Origin of the sequence: Shewanella avicenniae, assembly GCF_017354945.1 — a bacterium.
GTDB classification, from domain to species: Bacteria; Pseudomonadota; Gammaproteobacteria; order Enterobacterales; family Shewanellaceae; genus Shewanella; species Shewanella avicenniae.
The window spans coordinates 1,408,517-1,427,492 of the sequence record NZ_CP071503.1 but is presented as its reverse complement, the minus strand read 5'-3'; the positions used below and the strand labels follow the sequence as shown (position 1 = coordinate 1,427,492).

General features: G+C 47.1%; 21 protein-coding genes. 6 read left to right on the top strand and 15 right to left on the bottom strand.

Annotated features, from left to right (window positions below):
- Positions 1-48 precede the first annotated feature (48 nt).
- The gene (locus JYB87_RS06310; protein WP_207356030.1) at positions 49-1,776 is read left to right on the top strand and encodes a bifunctional metallophosphatase/5'-nucleotidase; all 1,728 of its coding nucleotides are present in this window, start codon (positions 49-51) and stop codon (positions 1,774-1,776) included.
- A 203-nt stretch (positions 1,777-1,979) separates the two neighbouring features.
- On the opposite strand, the gene JYB87_RS06305 is transcribed toward JYB87_RS06310, so the two are convergent.
- The 7 genes from JYB87_RS06305 to JYB87_RS06275 all read right to left on the bottom strand — a co-directional run bounded on the left by JYB87_RS06305 (position 1,980) and on the right by JYB87_RS06275 (position 6,790).
- On the bottom strand, positions 1,980-2,456 hold the full coding sequence (locus tag JYB87_RS06305) for a DUF695 domain-containing protein (protein WP_207356029.1): 477 nt from the start codon (positions 2,454-2,456) through the stop codon (positions 1,980-1,982).
- Between the two features lie 583 nt (positions 2,457-3,039).
- Positions 3,040-3,654 carry a DUF3885 domain-containing protein gene (locus JYB87_RS06300; protein ID WP_207356028.1) on the bottom strand — a complete coding sequence of 205 codons (615 nt, stop codon included), beginning with the start codon at positions 3,652-3,654 and terminating at the stop codon, positions 3,040-3,042.
- 139 nt (positions 3,655-3,793) lie between these two features.
- A complete protein-coding gene (locus JYB87_RS06295) occupies positions 3,794-4,303 on the bottom strand; it encodes a DMP19 family protein (RefSeq protein WP_207353714.1) in 510 nt (169 codons plus the stop codon).
- Positions 4,304-4,427: 124 nt separating this feature from the next.
- Complete coding sequence (locus tag JYB87_RS06290; RefSeq protein ID WP_207356027.1) at positions 4,428-4,814, bottom strand: hypothetical protein; 387 nt, start codon at positions 4,812-4,814, stop codon at positions 4,428-4,430.
- Between the two features lie 93 nt (positions 4,815-4,907).
- Complete coding sequence (locus JYB87_RS06285) at positions 4,908-5,258, bottom strand: hypothetical protein (RefSeq protein WP_207356026.1); 351 nt, start codon at positions 5,256-5,258, stop codon at positions 4,908-4,910.
- Between the two features lie 94 nt (positions 5,259-5,352).
- Complete coding sequence (locus JYB87_RS06280; RefSeq protein ID WP_228729960.1) at positions 5,353-5,643, bottom strand: DUF3144 domain-containing protein; 291 nt, start codon at positions 5,641-5,643, stop codon at positions 5,353-5,355.
- 250 nt (positions 5,644-5,893) lie between these two features.
- Complete coding sequence (locus tag JYB87_RS06275; protein ID WP_207356024.1) at positions 5,894-6,790, bottom strand: LysR family transcriptional regulator; 897 nt, start codon at positions 6,788-6,790, stop codon at positions 5,894-5,896.
- A gap of 146 nt (positions 6,791-6,936) precedes the next feature.
- Here JYB87_RS06275 and JYB87_RS06270 point away from each other — a divergent pair, with 146 nt between their 5' ends.
- The gene (locus JYB87_RS06270) at positions 6,937-7,377 is read left to right on the top strand and encodes a DoxX family protein (RefSeq protein ID WP_207356023.1); all 441 of its coding nucleotides are present in this window, start codon (positions 6,937-6,939) and stop codon (positions 7,375-7,377) included.
- A gap of 11 nt (positions 7,378-7,388) precedes the next feature.
- Entirely contained in the window at positions 7,389-8,078 is a 690-nt protein-coding gene (locus JYB87_RS06265) for a pirin family protein (protein WP_207356022.1), read from the top strand.
- On the opposite strand, the gene JYB87_RS06260 is transcribed toward JYB87_RS06265, so the two are convergent.
- The 6 genes from JYB87_RS06260 to JYB87_RS06235 form a co-directional block, all read right to left on the bottom strand.
- Complete coding sequence (locus tag JYB87_RS06260; RefSeq protein ID WP_207356021.1) at positions 8,075-8,578, bottom strand: GNAT family N-acetyltransferase; 504 nt, start codon at positions 8,576-8,578, stop codon at positions 8,075-8,077. The genes JYB87_RS06265 and JYB87_RS06260 overlap by 4 nt on opposite strands.
- Before the next feature lie 233 nt (positions 8,579-8,811).
- Positions 8,812-10,107, bottom strand: a complete 1,296-nt coding sequence (locus JYB87_RS06255) for a c-type cytochrome (protein ID WP_207356020.1) — start codon at positions 10,105-10,107, stop codon at positions 8,812-8,814.
- A 9-nt stretch (positions 10,108-10,116) separates the two neighbouring features.
- Positions 10,117-11,889 carry a GMC family oxidoreductase gene (locus tag JYB87_RS06250; RefSeq protein ID WP_207356019.1) on the bottom strand — a complete coding sequence of 591 codons (1,773 nt, stop codon included), beginning with the start codon at positions 11,887-11,889 and terminating at the stop codon, positions 10,117-10,119.
- Positions 11,890-11,892: 3 nt separating this feature from the next.
- A complete protein-coding gene (locus tag JYB87_RS06245; protein ID WP_207356018.1) occupies positions 11,893-12,594 on the bottom strand; it encodes a gluconate 2-dehydrogenase subunit 3 family protein in 702 nt (233 codons plus the stop codon).
- 604 nt (positions 12,595-13,198) lie between these two features.
- Positions 13,199-13,498, bottom strand: a complete 300-nt coding sequence (locus JYB87_RS06240) for an NrfJ (protein WP_207356017.1) — start codon at positions 13,496-13,498, stop codon at positions 13,199-13,201.
- Positions 13,499-13,570: 72 nt separating this feature from the next.
- Entirely contained in the window at positions 13,571-13,795 is a 225-nt protein-coding gene (locus JYB87_RS06235; RefSeq protein WP_207356016.1) for a DUF3820 family protein, read from the bottom strand.
- Positions 13,796-14,265: 470 nt separating this feature from the next.
- On the opposite strand from JYB87_RS06235, the gene JYB87_RS06230 reads away from it, so the two are divergent.
- From JYB87_RS06230 to JYB87_RS06220, 3 genes are all read left to right on the top strand, one after another.
- Complete coding sequence (locus JYB87_RS06230; protein WP_207356015.1) at positions 14,266-15,009, top strand: AAA family ATPase; 744 nt, start codon at positions 14,266-14,268, stop codon at positions 15,007-15,009.
- Positions 14,969-15,343 (top strand): hypothetical protein, encoded by a 375-nt coding sequence (locus JYB87_RS06225; protein WP_207356014.1) that lies wholly within the window; start codon positions 14,969-14,971, stop codon positions 15,341-15,343. The genes JYB87_RS06230 and JYB87_RS06225 overlap by 41 nt, the downstream gene beginning before the upstream one ends.
- Before the next feature lie 189 nt (positions 15,344-15,532).
- Positions 15,533-16,048 (top strand): nuclear transport factor 2 family protein, encoded by a 516-nt coding sequence (locus JYB87_RS06220; RefSeq protein ID WP_207356013.1) that lies wholly within the window; start codon positions 15,533-15,535, stop codon positions 16,046-16,048.
- On the opposite strand, the gene JYB87_RS06215 is transcribed toward JYB87_RS06220, so the two are convergent.
- Together JYB87_RS06215 and aceA are read right to left on the bottom strand one after the other, a co-directional pair.
- Positions 16,028-17,419: an HDOD domain-containing protein gene (locus tag JYB87_RS06215; RefSeq protein WP_228729959.1), complete on the bottom strand. Its 1,392-nt coding sequence runs from the start codon at positions 17,417-17,419 to the stop codon at positions 16,028-16,030. The two genes, JYB87_RS06220 and JYB87_RS06215, sit on opposite strands and share 21 nt — an antisense overlap.
- Before the next feature lie 224 nt (positions 17,420-17,643).
- On the bottom strand, positions 17,644-18,966 hold the full coding sequence (gene aceA / locus JYB87_RS06210) for an isocitrate lyase (protein WP_207356012.1): 1,323 nt from the start codon (positions 18,964-18,966) through the stop codon (positions 17,644-17,646).
- Positions 18,967-18,976 lie beyond the last annotated feature (10 nt).

Below are 18,976 nucleotides of genomic sequence, written 5' to 3'. Positions count from 1 at the left end.
CTGCGCAGCGGCAGGTGTACAATCGTTGGCTCAGTTAAGAGGAACTCCATGAATTATCGATTAACACTTGCCCACATCAACGACACTCATTCCCATTTTGATGCCAGCTTAGTCCGACTAAAAATTCAGCTAAACCAAACTCAATTTAGTTTGGCCAGCCATAGTGGTGGCTACCCACGTATTGCAGCGCAAGTACAGCAATTACGTGAGCAAGCAGCACAGCAGCAACAGGAAATGTTGTTTTTGCATGGTGGCGATAGTTTTCATGGCACCCTGTTTTACAGCCAATTTAAAGGGCAAGCCAACGCTCGCGTGTTGGACTACCTCAGCCCTGACGCTATGGTCATTGGCAATCACGATATCGATGATGGCAATGCCACCTTGGCAAATTTTATCGCCAAGGTGTCGTTTCCGGTGATGGCCGCCAATATGGATTTATCGGCTGAAGCCGCTGATAAAGTTGGCGCATTAGCGCCGCTGCCAAACCTACTTAAGTTCGATAATGCCCAAGGGATTGGCCAATACCTGCTCAAGCCGTTCTACAATACCCAACTGGCGATTATTGGCGTAACGCTGGATCAGATGAAGCGCGTTGCCCGCCCCGATGCAGATACTGAATTTTTACCCGCGTTTGAGACGGTGGCAAACACTATCAAGCATCTCAAGCAACAAGGCGTCCACCACATCATTGTGCTAAGTCATCTGGGCTATGAGATGGATAAACATCTTGCAGCGGAAGTTGACGGCATCAGTGTGATTGTTGGCGGACATACCCACACCCTGATGGGCGACTTTACCGAGTTTGGCTTGCCGTGCGTACCGTATGGTGAAACCGTGAATGGCGTGCCGGTGTTGCAAGCAGGCAAACATGCCGAAGCGCTGGGGATTGCCGAACTTGAATTTGATGCCTTGGGCAAAGTAACCCAATTAAGCGGCAGCAGCTGTTTAATGCTCGATCGCCACTTTTTGCTGAGTGGCGATACCGCTGCTACTGAGCAAGATTATCGCGACGCCACTGAACTGCTGCATCAACATCCTGGGATTCTATGGGATGAGCAAGATGAACAGCTTAAAGCGATTATCGACCACGAATTTCGTCCCGCCGTCAGTTCAATGGAGCAGCAGGTATTAGCGATGGTGCCGCGCACCTTGGCGCATACGCGGTTACCTAGCCAGCGTTTACCGCATGGCAGCGAGATAGCGCCACTGGTCAGCCAAAGTATGTTTCTGGCCGCCAGAGAGCAGTTGCCCAGCTTGCATTTTGCGCTACACAACGCCGGTGGCGTGCGCCAATCATTAGAGCAAGGGCAAGTTACCCTTGGCGATATTATGGGGCGGTTGCTACCGTTTGATTTGCCTTTAGTGTGCTATGAAATTCAGGGCGTTCATCTCAAACAAGTATTGGAATCCGCCATTAACGAAGCCACCAACAACAGTGTGATGGGCACAGGCGCAGGCAGTTTCCCGTACACCCACCGTTTGCGTTACTTCTATGATGGCCGTCAGCCAATGGGCGAACGTATCGTCAAATTAGAACTGCTGAAAGATGATGGCTGCTGGTATGAAATCGTTACCGAAGAATATTATGTCGGCGTGTCCACCAGCTACACCACCAGTGGCAAAGAGGGTTACGACGCGCTGCTAAACGCCGAGTGGCAACAATCGCTTGAGCACGTCACCCTACCCGGCGCCTTTATTCGCATGCTAAGCCATGATGATATTCTGCTGGAACCTGCCATGCCCACGGTGAATTACATCAGCCATCGCAATAGCTAGTTGGTCGCTGGAATCAAGTAGTGATAAATAGTGAAAAGCCGCTTTGTTATCTTGAAAAGCGGCTTTTTACGTCTTGGCTGTGACGATGAAGAATCTGGTAACGCCCCACTTAGGGGCAAATACACGTAGGCTAAAATTGGAGCGAAGCGACTGAGCCTACGTGTATTTGTCCCAGCCCGCTCGCGGGCGACTACAGTGGTTTGTTATGTTTCTAATTGTTCAAAATACCACTTAGCTTTCCCCCACTCAGGGTCATGCGACATATGCCAGTTGAATTGTCTGGGGTATTGAAAATTGTTTGCCAAATATTCTAGATGTTGGTTGGCTATACCAGGATCATAGACACGCCAAACTAGGCATCTTGTGCCATTCCAAGTCTCTCGAATTAAAAAAAGAGCATTGCCGCCTGCTTTTATTTCGTTCTCTAACTTATCACCAAACGGGTCGACTATTTCTCGCTCTTCGATAGAAGGCATTCCATTATCTATTAGTTCTTCGAATTCAATCGTAACCGTCAAATGCCAGGCAAATATTTCCTTGTGAGTAAATTTCTTTAACGCAGAGTTAAGCATTGCGATGCAGGGAAGATCGTTCTCTTTCCATTTCAGTAATGCATAAGATTCTTCAGGAAGTTCGATTTTAACCTCTTGCTCTTCCACTTTCTTCCATTTACCAAACATAGTCGAATTCAACGAGAAACATAACGCTTTGCAAATTGGCTGCCGCAGCGAAGCGTAGGCAGTCCAATGGAGGCCACGCTGTTTGTGGCCGGAACGAAATTAAGCAACTTGTTATAAGCCATTTGTATTTACCCGTTGCCCACAATGAATACAGACTATAGAGCCTGAGAACCAATGCCAAACCACTTTTGTCCAATCACCGCTTGATGCTGGATGTGGAGGTTTAAACCCTTGAACGGTTAAACACTTATTGCAGTGAGGGCAACGATTAAACAATGCCAACACAATATGTACTACTAAAGCGCCAAGAAAAGCACCGAAGATGTATACCAAATGACCCGCACTAGCCTCCGGTGGAGCGAAAAATTTACCGTAACCCAGCGCTAGAAAGAATGCGATCAAAAGAGACCACGCGATAAAAACGCTGAGTACGTCGAGTCTGCCTATTAACGATTTGGACACCGATCTTTCCTATGGCTTATAACGCCGCCATATGGGGCGCACAAATGCTTGGCTAAACTTAGCGACGAAGGAGCGCAAGCCAAGCGTTTTGCGTCCAATTGCCATAATGGCCTTGTTATATTCACGAGAATACCGAATTCATTTTCTCGCGATCATAATCTAGTAGCCATTCATTTTTATATTTATAGAGTGGCAATAAACTTTCCTTTGTCGCACTTATTACATCCATACCTCTGTCATCATACAAGTTCAAAATGACGCTTTTAGTGCGATTAATAAAGTAGCACTCCCCCCTCATGGAGGGTTTCCTGCTTCCAAAGTCTGTATTGACTAATGAGAGTAAGATATTTTTATAGTCAATATCTTCTATTTTAAGGTTGAAAATATTTAATCTCTTCCAGCATTCACATTTGTACTCAAGCTCATAAATATCTCTAATGTCTGAACAATGCACTTGTTCTTTTTGTTTCAAGGAAATTTGCTTGTATATGAAATTGCCTTTTCTTATTTTTTTTCGTCCATCAGAGTATTGTTGATAAATAATTTCTATTTCATCACCTTGGCTGAAAACAAATTCAAATATCGTTACGGCGCGCTTGTGAGCCGTTTCAAAATATTCTTCGCATAATTCAATTTCATCGGGGCCAATCTCAAACCTCAACCCAATGGGCCAATTGTAAAACAGTGGTTTTTCGATTTTTAAATTTGGGAAGTGTTCATCAAGATATGAGTTCATAGCGTCCTGCTGATTTAGTGAATATAACGCCCACAACAGGGGCCAAACGTAGCGGAGCCAATTTGCGGTAAAGTGAGCAAAGCGAACCGCAAATTGGCGGAGCGTAGTTTGGTCCCTTGCTTGTGATTGTTAGCCGCTTTCATGGCTTTAAAACCTTGCCGTTGAAAACAAAATCGCTTTTTCTTTTTGAAATAAATACCTTTATCAACTTCTCGATATCTATTTGACTTTCTAGCTTATAAAACCGGTCATCTAGATCATCAAATTTGGGCTCTATTTTTTCTAGAACCTCATTCCTCTCATTTCTGTCTAAGCTAGGGGAGCCACCGAGCCTGGTCGCTGAACTTTTGATTATTTCTGATATCTCTGTTGCTCCAATGGCATCGAAACATTCAATTGCGTCACGCCATACTATGCCGGTGCTGTTATAGTAAAATTGATCGTGCCCACCATTGTTAACTTCAGACATATACCAATGACACGCAAAAACTAATCTCTGGCTCTTGCTGTATTTAGATAGATCTTGCTCGTATTTTTTCTCGCCATCGTAAATGCTTACTGTCCACCAAAGTGGCTCGATGATTGCCCATGAATCATTGTCATCAATGAATGTGGCGTCAATTTGATATTCAACAGTCTCTGATGCCATCACATTCACACTAAAAATCATAAATACGACGAAGAAGTAACGCACTTTTTCAACCTCGGCTAACGCCCAAAGCAGCGGCGCGCGTTAGCGCGTCCAGCCCGAAGGGCGATGCTGCCTTTGCTTGTTATGTGTTTACGTCGCTGAGCCATTCTTTGAACCATTCAACTGGCAACCTAATTTCAGAGTATTTTAAACTCTGAAGCTGCTCAAGATTATATGTGTTTGACAAGTACATGTCCCACTGGGCATCTACGTCAGCTGCAACATCGATAATTGCGGGGGCTATGTCATTGTCGTGTTCTTCACATGACAAATGAAACCTATCACACCAGTGTGCTATTTCTTGGTGTGTGTATGGCGAACCTTCTTCGATCGCCCAAGTAAGAACTGTGACCATTGACTCCTTTGTAAAGGGTAAATCAATTTCTTTACAGGCACTCTCTTCCCACGACCCAACATATTGGTTTCGGCCGCTTTTCTTTTTGTTTGGTTTGAACTCAAATCTTGTCATTTGATTTACACATAACGCCGCCAGCAGCGGCCGAGTGCAACGAGGTCCAGCGACCGCTGGGAGCGATGCTGGCTGGCCTTGTTATGTGTGAGTCTAAGCACACCATTCTCCAATTGCATCTGATGATGAAAAGCCATGCATGAGAATATTATCTGCGGACTCACCAAAACCTAGTGCGAACTCATTTTCATTCTCTAGTGTCAAAAGCCAGTTATTTCCCATGTGCGCAATAGCCCAAACCTTTGAGACTTTATATTTTTTAAGGTCATATTCTGGAAAGGACGCACCTACTATTGTTGCTTCAATTGGCTCAATTACATGAGCAAACAACGTATCAGTAATGCTTTTAAGGTGCGCTTCGTATGTCATGCCTTTGGGAGTAATCAATTGTACTCCTTCAGCAATAGACATTTCTATTTTCTCAATGGCTTCAGTTTTATTCATTACACATAACGCCGCCAACACGGGCCGAGCGATAGCGAGGTCCAGCCCAATGCGGCTTTTTGCATTGGGCGACTGTGCTTGGCCTTGTTATGCATTACTTGCCTATCTCCATATAGGATTCAAAATTATGAATATAATCGTCAAGGTTTTCTTCGAGCATTTTCCTATACTCGGAAACAAAATATTCTAGAGTTTCTTCTTTAGCTGCTGCCATTTCTTTACCTGAATGCCAACCACATGCGCTAACCCAAGCATTGAAACGAGCAGTAGCATACATATTAGATGCACTAACTTTTCCCTTACCAATTTTCTCGCTTATTTGGTCATTGGATAAATGAATATGTGCATCTGCCCGATTGTAAAATTCATCATCTACTTCTTGCACGAAAGCTCCTTGAGTGCATAACAGTATATTAGACGACATGATGTCGTAATTTCACACTGCATCATGTCGTTTTTCATGATTAATTATTCATCAATCTATGCATTTATCTTACTGATAGCAATTAAAAATTTTTTCGACCGCAACGGCCAACACTGCGTGAAAAGCGACATATTTTTCAACATCTGAGCAAAAAGCGACATGGTTCCTATGCGGGATAACGTAACCCGTTTAGCTATACCAATAACCGCTATCAACCCAAGCCCCAATCCGCATCTGTTAACCGTTCAACAAACCAACTGAGCGCTTTGCCCTGCTCGCCTTTGCGCCACGCCATGTAAAGCGGTAACGAGTCCCGTGGTTGCTCGACCTCTCGCGCAATCAAGTTGCCCGTTTTCAGTTCAGTCTTGATCAGGTGTTTGGGCAAAAAGCCAACGCCGATGCCGCGCTGTTGCATGGCAATTTTATCGGGCATTGACGACACTCGAATCACCTGCCGACTGGCAAACAAACCACTGGAGCGTTGTGACAATGCCTGCGAACTATCAGCCACCACCACAGCAGGATATTGCTGCAGTGCAGCCATCGGGATCACGCCGTCGAGCTGGTTAAGTGGATGCTGCGGTGCGATGGCAAACACAAACTGCACTTCACCTAATTTGGCCAGTTCATATTGTCCGCGCGGCAGTTCACCAGAAACGCCAATGGCAATGTCGGCGCGCTTGGAATACAGCGCATCCCAACCGCCACCGAGCGCTTCTTTACTCACGTTGATAGTGACTTGTTTGCCCAGTTCGGTGAATTTTGCGATGGCGTCCAGCAGAGGCGCGTCAGCTAATACGGTATCAAGCGCCAGTGAAATACTGGTTTCCCAGCCGGTTTCTAATTGGCGTACTGCGTTTTCTAAGCGACTGGCGGCGGCTAGAATCTCACGCCCTTCGGCCAATACCAGTTGCCCAGCATCGGTCAAGATTGAGCGGGTGCCATGACGTTCAAATAGTTTGCTGCCGAGGTCCTGCTCAAGTTTCTGTACTGTGTAGGTTAATGCGGAAGGTACTCGATATAAGGACTCTGCTGCCGCCGCAAAGCTGCCCTTTTTATCGATAGCATCCAATACCTTAAGCGCATCCAAACTCAGAATTGATGACATCAAATCCTCTTATTCAAATATTTTGAACTTTATATTGAAAATGTTCCGATTTTCAAGCAGCAAGGTCAAGCATAAACTTGCTCTCAACGAACGGGATAAAGCATCCCAAGCAAATTCAGCATTATCAAAATCATTGAGGAAATATCATGAAAAAGTTAATCAACAGCTTAGTATCTAGCAATGCAGGTTTCGCTACTTTGATGTTACGTGTTCCAGTAGGATTGATTTTAATGGCGCACGGTAGCCAAAAATTGTTTGGTTGGTTCGGTGGTTACGGCTTAGCTGGCACTGGTCAATGGCTAGAATCAATTGGCCTTGCTCCCGGTGAGTTAATGGCGTTTCTTGCGGGCTCTGGTGAGTTTTTCGGTGGTTTATTGCTGATATTAGGGTTACTGGTACGCCCTGCAGCCGCGGTCGTCACCTTTACCATGTTGGTTGCCATCGCCACTGTGCATATCCATAACGGTTTGTTTATGGCAAACAATGGCTACGAATATGCGTTGTCGCTTGCGGTAGTTGCTGCGTCACTGTTGCTATCAGGCGCAGGTAAAGTGTCAGTTGATAGCTGGTTAGCACGCAAAATTTAAGGAGTTAGTTCATGATTACAGTTCGAGCAGCCAACGCTCGCGGTACAGCCAACTTCGGTTGGCTTTACAGCCGCCATACTTTTTCCTTTGGGCGTTATTACGACCCAGAGTTTATGGGAGTATCGGCACTGCGGGTGATTAATGATGATACCGTTGCGCCAAGTGCTGGGTTTGATACTCACGGCCATCGCGATATGGAAATTATCAGTTTTGTCACGCAAGGTGAGATTCACCATAAAGATAGCTATGGGCACGAGATGCGCTTGCCGGCTGGCGAGTTTCAGTTGATGTCAGCTGGTAGCGGCATTCAGCACAGCGAGTTTAATGCCTCAAGCCATGATGCATTGAAGTTCTTGCAGATCTGGATTGAGCCTAACCAACGCGGTACCACACCGAGCTATCAACAGAAGAAATTCAACCAAACGAGCTGGTTGACGGAAGTGATCACCCCAGATGGCCGCAATGATACCTTGCAGATCAAGCAAGATGCGGTGGTGTCGCGCGTGGTGTTAGCTGCCGATGCGCAGCAGTCGCAACCCATCGATGCACAACGCAGTTATTATCTGCAACTGATCCGCGGTGAGTTACAACTGGATGGAACTCGCCTCAGCGCAGGTGATGGCGCCGCCGTGACAGGCCAAAGCCAAGTGCAATTTAGCGCGATATCTGACGTTGAAGCCTTATGGTTTGATCTGCCCTAGCCCTTTGCTAACGGGCAGATCATTTTCATCCCCAGAAATTGCACCCCGCATTTTTCTTGGTAACTTTTATGGCGCAAGCCAAAGCCACACCTTGAAAATACTGTGTGCGATTGCAGCGACGCATCAGTGGTCAAACTTGGCCATTGCTGCTCGCGCGCCCATTGCTTCGCTTGCTCAATCAATGCAGCTGCAATGCCGCGGCGTTGATAACGTGGCAACACATACAAGCAACTCACATAACCACGGTCTTTAAAACCACTTTCCACTTGAATAAAGCCAACGCACTGCGCACTGCCATCCAGTGCCAGCCACGCCTGCGAATGGCGTAACTGCAGGCGCCAAAAGTGGCTTGAACGCGGTGCACGCGACCACGCATCACACTGACGTTGAGAATAAAATCCACCAGACTGCGCATGTACCGCTTGATGATAAATTGCGGCGATCTGCGCTATGTATTGGCGATGTAATTTTTCCGAGTAATGAATATAACTGAGTGGCATCAACAGAACTCACAATCAATCCGCAGCCATATTCTGAATAACGCTGGCTGAAATCAAGCAAAAATTTAATCAAAAAAAAGCAGTGCCAACTTGAATGTAAGGCACTGCTTTAGTTAACACATTTAGCGGCTTTTGGGCATCAACTGCCTTGAGGTTGTTACCATCATAGGCACTGGCGCCGCATCAGCTATCTCAGCCAAGCGCTCATTAACCCAACATTAGTTAAGCCAACATTAGTTAAGCGTCGGTTTAGTAGCGTTCAACTCAGTTGCTGGGATGGTTTCACGCACCGCAGCCACTTGTTTAGCGGTTACCGCTGCCGCATGGTTATTCCACGCTTGACGAACGAAGGTAGCTAATTTCGCCACATCTTCATCATTCAAGCGCCAACCAAAGGCTGGCATCGCCAGCTCTTCTGGCGCACCTTTGGTCGATGGCAAGCGTGCGCCAGCCAAAATCACATGGATTAAACCACTTGGATCTTCTGCATTGACCAGTGCGTTACCGTCCAATTGCGGGAACACACGCGACGCGCCTTGACCACGGGTAAAGTGGCACGCACCACAGTTATCCAAATACACCCGAGCACCTGAATCAACGGGCACTTTGGCACTGTTCAACTGCGCTGCCGTTTTCTCAGTCGCTTCAGCCGAGAGCAGCACTTCTTTGCCTGCACCTGGGAGTGATTTCAGATAATCGGCGATTGCTTCTAAGTCTGCCTGAGTCAGATAACTTAAGCTGTGCTCAATCACTGAGGTCATTTCACCGCCTACCGCAGTACGATCGTTGCGGCCATTGGCAAGATAATCGACAATTTCTGCTTTATCCCAACTCACTAATGGCCCTGCGCCACTACCACCGCGTAGGCTTGGGGCTTCCCAAATGCCAATTTTGCCGCCACTCAAAAAGTTAGCGTCGGTTTCATCGTAACCTTTCTCTTGGAACGCTACCCCACGCGGGCTGTGGCAACTGCCGCAGTGCCCTAAACCTTGCACTAAGTATGCGCCACGGTTCACAAATGGGTTTTGCGAATGAGGTTCAAAGGCAGCGTCATGGCCAAAGACCAAGTCCCACATGCCAATACCCCAACGCTGATTGAATGGGAAGCTCAAATCGGTTTCCGGCGCCTTTTTATCAACAGGTTTAACCCCTTCCATAAAGTAGGCATACATGGCTTTCACGTCATCATCGCTCAGCACTGAGTAGTCTGGATAAGGCATTGCTGGGTACAAATTGCCCCCATCGGCACGTTCACCGTGTCGCACCGCATCATCAAACTGCTCGAGGGTGTAATTGCCAATCCCCGCGGTTTTGCTTGGGGTGATGTTGGTGGAATAAATAGTGCCAAATGGACTTTCAATTGGCAGGCCACCCGCAAAAGGTTCACCGCCTTTTACCGTGTGACAGGCGATACAGTCACCGGCGCGGGACAAGTACTCGCCTTTGGCGATCAGCGTTTGATCCGCAGCTTGAGCAGTAGCCGCTGCAACCAACATTGCCGGTAGCAGCAGAGATAATCGAGTATTCATAACACCTCCTTATGCCTGTACCAACGGACCGGGTTGTTTCAGGTATTGTTCGCGGATTGCTTTGGCAGTCCAATACGCTAATCCCCCAACGAGCATGGTTGGGTTGTACTGTAGGTTTTGTGGGAACGAGCTTGAGCCCAACACAAACACGTTGTGAACATCCCAACTTTGCTGATAACGGTTGAGCACGCTGGTTTTAGGATTAGTGCCCATGATCGCACCACCCACGTTGTGGGTTGTTTGATATGGCCGCACATCGTATTTCGCGCCAAAGTCTTTGAATGAGATATTCAGGTGATCAGGATTTAACCCTTTAGCCAAGGCTTCAACTTTGCCCTTCATAAACTGGGTCATGCGAATATCGTTATCTTTCCAGTCGAAGGTCAAACGCAGCAGCGGCAGACCATGATCGTCAGTGTAATTAGGATCAAGACTCAGATAGCAGTCACGATAAGACATGTTTGAGCCGTGAGAACTGATGCTCATGGAGTGGCCGTAGTAATCTTTGGTGGCTTTTTTCCAACCCGCACCCCAGCTAGGCGTGCCGGCAGGCAACGGCATACTGCGGATAGGCTGACCGTTGGTTTGTGCCGCCAACAGATAGGAACCGCCAATAAAGCCCTCTTTGGCGAAGTCAATTTGGTTGATGGCGTAGTCATCCACTGTGGTAGCGTTACTGCCAGCGCCAATAAAGGGGTTAAAGAATTTATCTTTAAAGAACAAGGTCGCGCCGCCCATCATTTGATACGCGTAGTTGCGGCCCACGGTACCTGTGTTAGTCACTGGGTCGTAAGGTTGGCCGATGCCGGATAGTAGCAACAGGCGCACGTTGTTGTAGGCAAAGGTACCCACAATCACAATCTTGGCCGGTTGAAACACCTCTTCGCCATTTTTATCAATGTAAGTCACACCTTTGGCGGTTTTCTTATCATCTGCCAGTTCGACCTTCAGCACTTCACTGTTGGCACGATAGGAGAAGTTTTTGTGCTGTTTCAGCGCACCCAAAATACAGGTTTGCGGCGATGCTTTAGAAAAGTTTAAGCAGCCATAACGTTCGCAGAAACCACAAAAGTTACATGGGCCTAACTGCATACCGTAAGGGTTGGTGTAGGCTTCTGACGCATTTGAAGATGGCAGCGGGAATGGATGCAAACCATGCTCTTTAGCCACATTGGTAAACAGCTCATCGTTGAAAGTGCGTTTCAGCGGTGGTAATGGATATTCGCTGCTACGGCGACCTTCAAAAGGGTTGCCCCCTTCGTGGATCTCGCCATTTACGTTACCCGCTTTTCCTGAAACCCCCATCACTTTGTCGAAAAAGTCAAAGTGCGGTTCCAGTTCATCATAGGACACACCAAAATCTTGAATGGTCATGTCTGCGGGAATAATGTCTTTACCAAAGGTTTCTTCGACGTAACTGCGTAAACGCAGCTCTTCTGGCATTGGTCGCCAGGTGTGACCATTCCAGTGCGTACCCGCACCGCCCACGCCATCGCCCGGCAAAAATGAACCCAAATGACGATACGGCAATGCAGTTTCAGTTAAACTGTGGCGCACTGTGATGGTGCTTTTCGCAGGCTTGGCCATCAATTTATAGCGCACGCCGTAAGTCAGTTCATCTGCCATTTTCGGATAGGCAAAATCGGGCACAGTATCGCGATCTTCACCACGTTCTAATGCCAGTACATTGAGCCCTTCTTGTGCCAGTTCCATGCCCATGATGGAGTTGGTCCAACCAAGGCCGACGAGTACTACGTCTACTGGTTTCTCTTGTCTCGCCATGATTTATCCCCTATCTCCATTCAAACTTACTGGGCCCATTGGGTATTTCACGTTATGCAGCTCCGCCCATTCCAAATAGGAGGCACGGGCGCCTGGGAAGCCAATCATCTTCCACGGTTCCATGTTTTTGTTACCGCCGTGAATTGGGTCAGCAAAGTAACCTTCCTTGGTGTTTTGCAGCAGGAAATCAAAAAACTGTTTGGCGCTCACGCCATCGAATTTCAGCTCATTGTGTTGCAGTTGGGTCAGCAGTTGATCTTGCTGCTCAGGGCTTAACTCAGCAAACGATTTACTGAACGTCTGGCGACAGTAGGTATTGGTCGCCGCGATACCTTTTTGGTAGGTTTGCGCTGGAGTCAGTGGTGACTGAAAACCAAGTTCAGCTGGGCCTTCCATAAACGGGCCTTTCATGTACCAGTCTGAGGCTTGGCCAAAATCGCCTAACATTTGTCGGTCTATAAAAATCGGCACATTGGCGTCTAGCGCACTTGGGCCAGTTTCATCGGCAGGGATTAAACGTTCACATGCTGCCAGCACAAACGCCCATTCATCAGGGGTAAAAAATACCGGTTTGTATTCAGTTAAACTTGGCGCTGCATTCGCTGTTGGCGCCATCATCACGCCAGTACCCAGCGTGCTAGCCGAAATCACCCACATCGCCCCTTTCATAAAGCGGCGTCGGGAATCATCAGGACGCGAATCCATACTTATCTCCATATTGTGTAACGACATGCTTGTCCAGAACTCACAACCTTCGCTAAGTCATTGTTGAATCTTTGGTTAGCTATCAGCATAAGTGTGCTAAAACACTTCATGGAAGGTTGTTATTCCAGTGTTGTTGTAAACGCGCGTGTTTGATTACGCTGAGAAACTGATCCGAAGAACACGTCTGTTATCAGGAGGGTTTGTGGACGACAAAAAATTGATTCGCGATACCGATAATCCAAATTTATCGATGAAATAGCGTTTTTAAATTGTACAGTCCAGTACAGTTTACCAGAGCGACGCTATTATTCACCCGCAGAAAAACTGTGACAAGATTAACATAATGAAATATCGTCATAGGCTTTTTGCCCAAATGGAATGACTAGATTTTATTGGGATTTGGCGTTAAGAAACTTACAAAAACCACTTTTTTAAGATGATAACAAAGCTTAACTCAACCTTAATTTTGATATTTAAGATAAAGGAGACACCCAGCATAAGCTGTATTATTAAGGCACGAAATAGAAAAGTGATGAGAATGGCAGGCTAGAATGAAGACACTGTCGAAAGCGCAGAAAACGCTATCGACAGTGGCGTAAAAATCTTATTTCTTAGCGATTTCGCCAACAAACATGATTTTATCGAAAGTGCGATTTAATGTTTTGCTGGTGAATTTGCTCATCCACATCTGTTCCGCTAACTGCACTTTATCGCCTTTGGCAAGAGTGACTTGAGGACCAGCTGCCCAAAAAACAGTGTCGCCTTCTTTGACTTGTACATAGGTATAACCACCGCTATCCATAGTATCCAGTACTACAGCTTCGTGTACTTTACCCTGCGCCCAAGCTGAAGACATACCCACCATTAATGCTGCTGCAGCTAGTAGTTTTGCAAGTTTAGCCATTGCTATCGAATCCCTTAGTTAATAAAGACAGAATATTTAACCACGTGATACTTCGTATTTCACTAATACGCGTCACAGTTTGGCTTTGAGCAGAGGCCGTAACATCGACTCTAGGCCATTTAATTTTACTTCGTAAATCAGTGCAAGTTGTTCCCCAAGCTTACCTTGCGGGAATCCTTGCTTATGAAACCAGACAAGATATGGCTCAGGAAGTTCCAATAAGCAGCGTCCCGCATATTTGCCAAAGGGCATTTTTTGATTGATGGCATCCAATAGTGCCTGTTGTTCAAATTCCACGTTGTTCGACCACCGCCTGAGAATGGTGCGGTATTACCCGCGAATTGCAGGGTTATTAATGCCATAAAGCGCGGCTATGAACAGTCATTTTTTATATTTTTTAGGTATTAATATGATTTTTATAGTTCTTTTAGGAATATTTAAAATGGCGTTAACCAAGATCGCCACAACTTGATTACATCATGCTGCTAAAACATCAATAAAACGTCAGCGTCAAATAATATTTTTCCAGTTATTTTAATAAGATAACTGCAAATGACAGCAAACAAACCGCAGTGTCAGTATTTTGCCGCCATGAGTAAAAATGCCAATTTTTTGTCGTGAAAAATAGATTAAAAACCAATAAAAACAACATCTTGATTAATTAGCCACAGCAAGTAACATCTGTGTTAAACAACTATGAATCACACTGAAATGGGCTGTCTGCGTCCCTTGCCTTCACAGTCATTTCAGCGTCAGGGAGAATAGCCATGATTATTTTGGTCGGTGGTGAAAAAGGTGGTAGCGGCAAAAGCTGTCTAGCCCAAAATATCGCTGTTTATTTGGCGAAAGAGTGCAAAGCATCAGTCATGATGGTCGATTGCGACCCGCAACGAACTACCTCTGACTGGATTCAAGCACGCAACCAACATCCAGAACTCCCTGCCATTAACTGTGTGCAGTTGTACGGCAAAATCCGCAATGATTTGTTAAGTCTTGAAAAACATTACGATGCAGTGATTGTTGACTGCGGCGGTCAAGATAACTTGGCACTACGCGCAACGATGTCTGTCGCCTCCTATGCATTGATGCCACTGCGACCAAAACGCCGTGACCTGAAAACCGTCAGCCACATGGATGACGTGGTGGCCACATGTATGATGATTAACCCGAAAATGCGTGCTTCATTTGTGATCACCCAATGCCCCAACTTGCCAAGCCAAGCCACGCGCATTGAAGAAGCCAAAGAAGTATGCCGCACCTACGATATCAACGTGCTCGAATCTGTCACCTTCAGCCGCAACATCTACGACGATAGCGAAGAATCTGGCCGCAGCGTGATGGAAATTGAACCGACAGGTAAAGCTGCCAGTGAAATCCGTGGTATCGCTTGTGAAATGCTGCAACTCGCCAATGCAAAAGCGATTCAGCAGATGTTCCAAGAAACTAAACCTATGAGTATGGGAGCAAATTATGGGTCTCGCCGATCTGAAGAAAAACGCTACGCGATGTGAGCGTACGTATTCGGAGGAGATCCCCGCCCCCTCCGTTGACGCTTTTATCGAAGATGCCATCTATTACGCGATGGGGCAGCAAAAGCAAGCTACTGCTCCCGATAACGTTGTAACGTTTCACCGGGTTGAGCAGCAACTGCAAGCACTGCCAGCACAGCATCCGTTAAAGCGCGGTACCTTTACTCTGGGTGCCAGCACTGTGACAAAGTTGAAAGCCTTAGCCGAAGAAGCCGATATTTCACGTTCAAGAATGCTGCGTTTTTTAGTGAGCTATTACGAACACTTAAACCCGCAACAACGGCGCTTACTGTATCGGCAATTTATGATTGATTAATTTTAGTGTTGTTCTTCCGTTCGGACCTTGTAGTAGATATGCCTCCCAGTTTGCTGACAGTTAAATCAATTCCCGTATTTTGCTGTCAGCTTTTTTATGCTAATTCCTTCAATTTTTTAACAACTTAATACCCATTTAATGATTTTTGGACGACACTAATAGCAGTCTTGCTTGTTTAGGGTTACCGCCATGTCTCGCTTTTATGCTTTACCATTGTCAATCATCGCAGTGTTACTCCTGCTGCTCAGCGCCATGCCGTTATTTGCGGCTGAAACTGGGAATGAGGTTGATCCTGCCGCCGACGCGGTGTTGGTGAAACTGCATCAGAGTGCGGCAACTGCCGATTGGGATAGTTACTTTGGCCTATTTGCCGCCGAAGCCAGCTTTGTTGGCACCGATATGACCGAACATTGGCATATGCAGGAGTTTGAACAGTATGCGCGCGCGACCCAAGGCTGGCGTTATACCCGCGTGAACCAGACGCTCACCCAAGTGGGCGATGTGGTGGTATTTGATGAGATTTTAGATCACGACAAGTACGGCATTAGCCGCGGCACCGGCACCTTAATTCGTACCGCGGACGGCTGGAAAATCCTGCAATATCACTTGAGTTTTCCCATCCCCAATAAAGTGGCGCTGCGGATCACCGAGCAGATTAAATTCTTTAGAAAACAGCAGAAAGCCTCAACTGCGGTAAGCCAGTGAGAAACACACATTCGTGAGTTGCACAAAGTGGTGGAAGCTGTCGAACTCGGCTTGGGTAATATCGCGACCAGAGGTGGCTCTATCGGCGTAAAACACGCCGATGACTTTATTTTCCACTCTGAGCGGTGCAAACATCCAGCCATTATCGGGTAGCACTTTATCGATGCTGGCTGGCAGCTTTTGACCGCCATGCTGATGACCCATCCAAAATGGGGTGCCGTGCTCTAAACAGGCTTTTAATTCATGGAAGTGCGGATCAATCTGCAGAATCAATTCCGCTTTTAAGGTGTCTCCACCATCGCCCATCACCACCCGAGGTTGCAGCATTTTGCGATTGGGTGACATCAACATCACCGCCGCGCGATCAAGCCCTACGCCCTCTAGCATGCCGCTAAGTGCTACCGTCACCACTTGGTTGAAATCGGGTTTACTCATGGTGAGATTGGTTAATTCACGCAGTTTTTCCAATTGAATGGTCATATTGGGTTGGCGCGGTTGCCATTGTTCTTGCTGCTCAAGCGTGGCCAGCGCTGACTGGGTATCGGGTAAAAACGCTACCAACTCTTTCGCACCATAGTCCACGGCTAAACGCGAGGTGGCATCGATGGTTTCCAGCATCATCTTCTGGAATTCAGCATTCGGCAGTTTAAGCATTTCTGCCGCCTGCTGAATGCGCTTTTGCAGTTGCTGCGGATCTTTACTGGCGTTGGCAAACGCCTCCGCTAACTTATTGCCCAGATAGATACTGCGAACTTCAGGAGTACGATCATTCGGGCTGGTGAGCGATTTCATTAATAATTCACCCAAGCCCCAGCTACGCGCTAACCCTTGGGTCAGTTGGCTAAACGAGGTGCCAATGTGCTGCCGCACCAGATTTAACCGCTGCACACTGTCATCAACTGTGATGAGTTCTTTATCCAGTTCATTGGCGATTGGGCCACCTGTACTCCAAAACGCGCTTTCCCCCAAGTGATATAGCAACGCCGCGATAAAGGCTTCCTCTTGAAACTCTTCATCGTGATCCGCCAGCATCATTTTGGTAAACATCGCCGCTTGGAACGATTGAGCCATCAACCGAATTAAGCGGTGATAGACGTTTTCACTGAGGTTTTTGTTATCCAGCAAGCTGGTCAGCAATTTAGCGGTGATACAGACATTACGAATGACATCAAAGCCGAGCACCACCGCCGCGCGGCTCACTGTGGTCACTTGGCTGATGCCTTTGTTGTAGATGGCGCTGTTGGCCACCCGCAACACCCTAGAGGTTAAGGCGTTGTCGTACATAATGCTGCGCCCAAGCGCCGCCATTGATGACACATCATCTTTGGCAAGCTGTTCTAATGAGCGGACCATAGAACATAAGGCGGGCATTTCCTGCTCACTAATTTTTTTCGTCCAGAAATCAACACCCATACTGTTTTTTGATGGTTCGAGCTTCAACGCAGATATCCCATAGTGAGCAAAGGAGGAAAGTTTTTTGACGCTATAAACAATATATTAACAAAACTTTCTGAACGCGCATGATTTTGCTCAAATTTAACAATGGTATGCATAAAAAAACGGCACACAAGGTGCCGTTTGTTTTAAAAACTCGATTAGAACTGCTCTTCTTCGGTTGAGCCGGTCAGCGCGGTAACGGATGAAGTACCACCTTGAATCACAGTAGTTACCTTATCGAAGTAGCCAGTACCCACTTCTTGTTGGTGTGCCACGAAGGTGTAGCCTCGTTCAGCGGCAGCAAATTCAGGTTGCTGTACTTTCTCAACATAGTGCTTCATGCCTTCACCTTGCGCATACGCATGTGCCAAGTCGAACATGTTGTACCACATGTTATGAATGCCAGCTAAGGTGATGAACTGGTACTTGTAGCCCATATCTGACAGCGCTTGTTGGAAGCGTGCGATAGTCGCGTCATCCAAATTCTTCTTCCAGTTGAATGATGGCGAGCAGTTGTACGCCAGCAACTTACCTGGGAACTTGGCATGAATCGCTTCGGCGAAGCGGCGTGCTTCTTCTAGGTCAGGTTTAGCTGTTTCACACCAGACCAAGTCGGCATATGGGCAGTACGCCAAGCCACGAGAAATCGCTTGTTCTAAGCCCGCGTTTACGCGATAGAAGCCTTCAGAGGTGCGCTCGCCAGTCACAAAATCACGGTCGTATGGATCGCAATCTGAGGTCAGCAAATCAGCTGCGTTGGCATCAGTACGCGCAATCACCAAAGTAGGTACACCGGCAACGTCAGCCGCCAAACGTGCAGCCACCAGCTTTTGCACCGCTTCTTGAGTCGGCACCAACACCTTACCGCCCATGTGGCCACACTTCTTCACTGACGCCAGTTGGTCTTCAAAGTGAACCCCAGCCGCACCCGCATCAATCATGCCTTTCATCAATTCAAATGCGTTCAATACGCCGCCGAAGCCAGCTTCTGCATCAGCAATGATCGGCAGGAAGTAGTCAGTAGCTCCTTCATCATCACGTGACTTACCGTTACTCCACTGGATTTGGTCTGCACGGCGGAATGAGTTGTTGATACGGCTAACAACCGCAGGTACTGAGTTCGCTGGGTAGAGCGATTGGTCTGGGTACATAGTTCCAGCTAAGTTAGCATCAGCCGCCACCTGCCAGCCTGACAGATAAATGGCTTCAATACCGGCTTTGGCTTGCTGCACCGCTTGACCACCGGTCAATGCCCCAAGCGAATTCACATAACCCTTTTTCGCGCCGCCATTCACTAAGTTCCACAATTTGTTCGCGCCCATGGTGGCCAGCGTGTTCTCTGGTGTCATAGAGCCCCGCAGGCTAACCACTTCTTCGGCGGTATACGGACGGACAACGCCTTTCCAACGTGGATTTTCAGCCCAATCTTGCTTCAGTGCGTTGATCTGCTGTTCACGGGTCATTTGATTGATATCGCTCATGATTTACTCT

Coding starts and splice junctions, on each gene's coding strand:
- JYB87_RS06310 (WP_207356030.1), top strand. CDS start 49: ATGAATTATCGATTAACACTTGCCCACATCAACGACACTCATTCCCAT.
- JYB87_RS06305 (WP_207356029.1), bottom strand. CDS start 2,456: ATGTTTGGTAAATGGAAGAAAGTGGAAGAGCAAGAGGTTAAAATCGAA.
- JYB87_RS06300 (WP_207356028.1), bottom strand. CDS start 3,654: ATGAACTCATATCTTGATGAACACTTCCCAAATTTAAAAATCGAAAAA.
- JYB87_RS06295 (WP_207353714.1), bottom strand. CDS start 4,303: ATGGCATCAGAGACTGTTGAATATCAAATTGACGCCACATTCATTGAT.
- JYB87_RS06290 (WP_207356027.1), bottom strand. CDS start 4,814: ATGACAAGATTTGAGTTCAAACCAAACAAAAAGAAAAGCGGCCGAAAC.
- JYB87_RS06285 (WP_207356026.1), bottom strand. CDS start 5,258: ATGAATAAAACTGAAGCCATTGAGAAAATAGAAATGTCTATTGCTGAA.
- JYB87_RS06275 (WP_207356024.1), bottom strand. CDS start 6,790: ATGTCATCAATTCTGAGTTTGGATGCGCTTAAGGTATTGGATGCTATC.
- JYB87_RS06270 (WP_207356023.1), top strand. CDS start 6,937: ATGAAAAAGTTAATCAACAGCTTAGTATCTAGCAATGCAGGTTTCGCT.
- JYB87_RS06265 (WP_207356022.1), top strand. CDS start 7,389: ATGATTACAGTTCGAGCAGCCAACGCTCGCGGTACAGCCAACTTCGGT.
- JYB87_RS06260 (WP_207356021.1), bottom strand. CDS start 8,578: ATGCCACTCAGTTATATTCATTACTCGGAAAAATTACATCGCCAATAC.
- JYB87_RS06255 (WP_207356020.1), bottom strand. CDS start 10,107: ATGAATACTCGATTATCTCTGCTGCTACCGGCAATGTTGGTTGCAGCG.
- JYB87_RS06250 (WP_207356019.1), bottom strand. CDS start 11,889: ATGGCGAGACAAGAGAAACCAGTAGACGTAGTACTCGTCGGCCTTGGT.
- JYB87_RS06245 (WP_207356018.1), bottom strand. CDS start 12,594: ATGGATTCGCGTCCTGATGATTCCCGACGCCGCTTTATGAAAGGGGCG.
- JYB87_RS06240 (WP_207356017.1), bottom strand. CDS start 13,498: ATGGCTAAACTTGCAAAACTACTAGCTGCAGCAGCATTAATGGTGGGT.
- JYB87_RS06230 (WP_207356015.1), top strand. CDS start 14,266: ATGATTATTTTGGTCGGTGGTGAAAAAGGTGGTAGCGGCAAAAGCTGT.
- JYB87_RS06225 (WP_207356014.1), top strand. CDS start 14,969: ATGGGTCTCGCCGATCTGAAGAAAAACGCTACGCGATGTGAGCGTACG.
- JYB87_RS06220 (WP_207356013.1), top strand. CDS start 15,533: ATGTCTCGCTTTTATGCTTTACCATTGTCAATCATCGCAGTGTTACTC.
- JYB87_RS06215 (WP_228729959.1), bottom strand. CDS start 17,419: ATGCCCGCCTTATGTTCTATGGTCCGCTCATTAGAACAGCTTGCCAAA.
- aceA (WP_207356012.1), bottom strand. CDS start 18,966: ATGAGCGATATCAATCAAATGACCCGTGAACAGCAGATCAACGCACTG.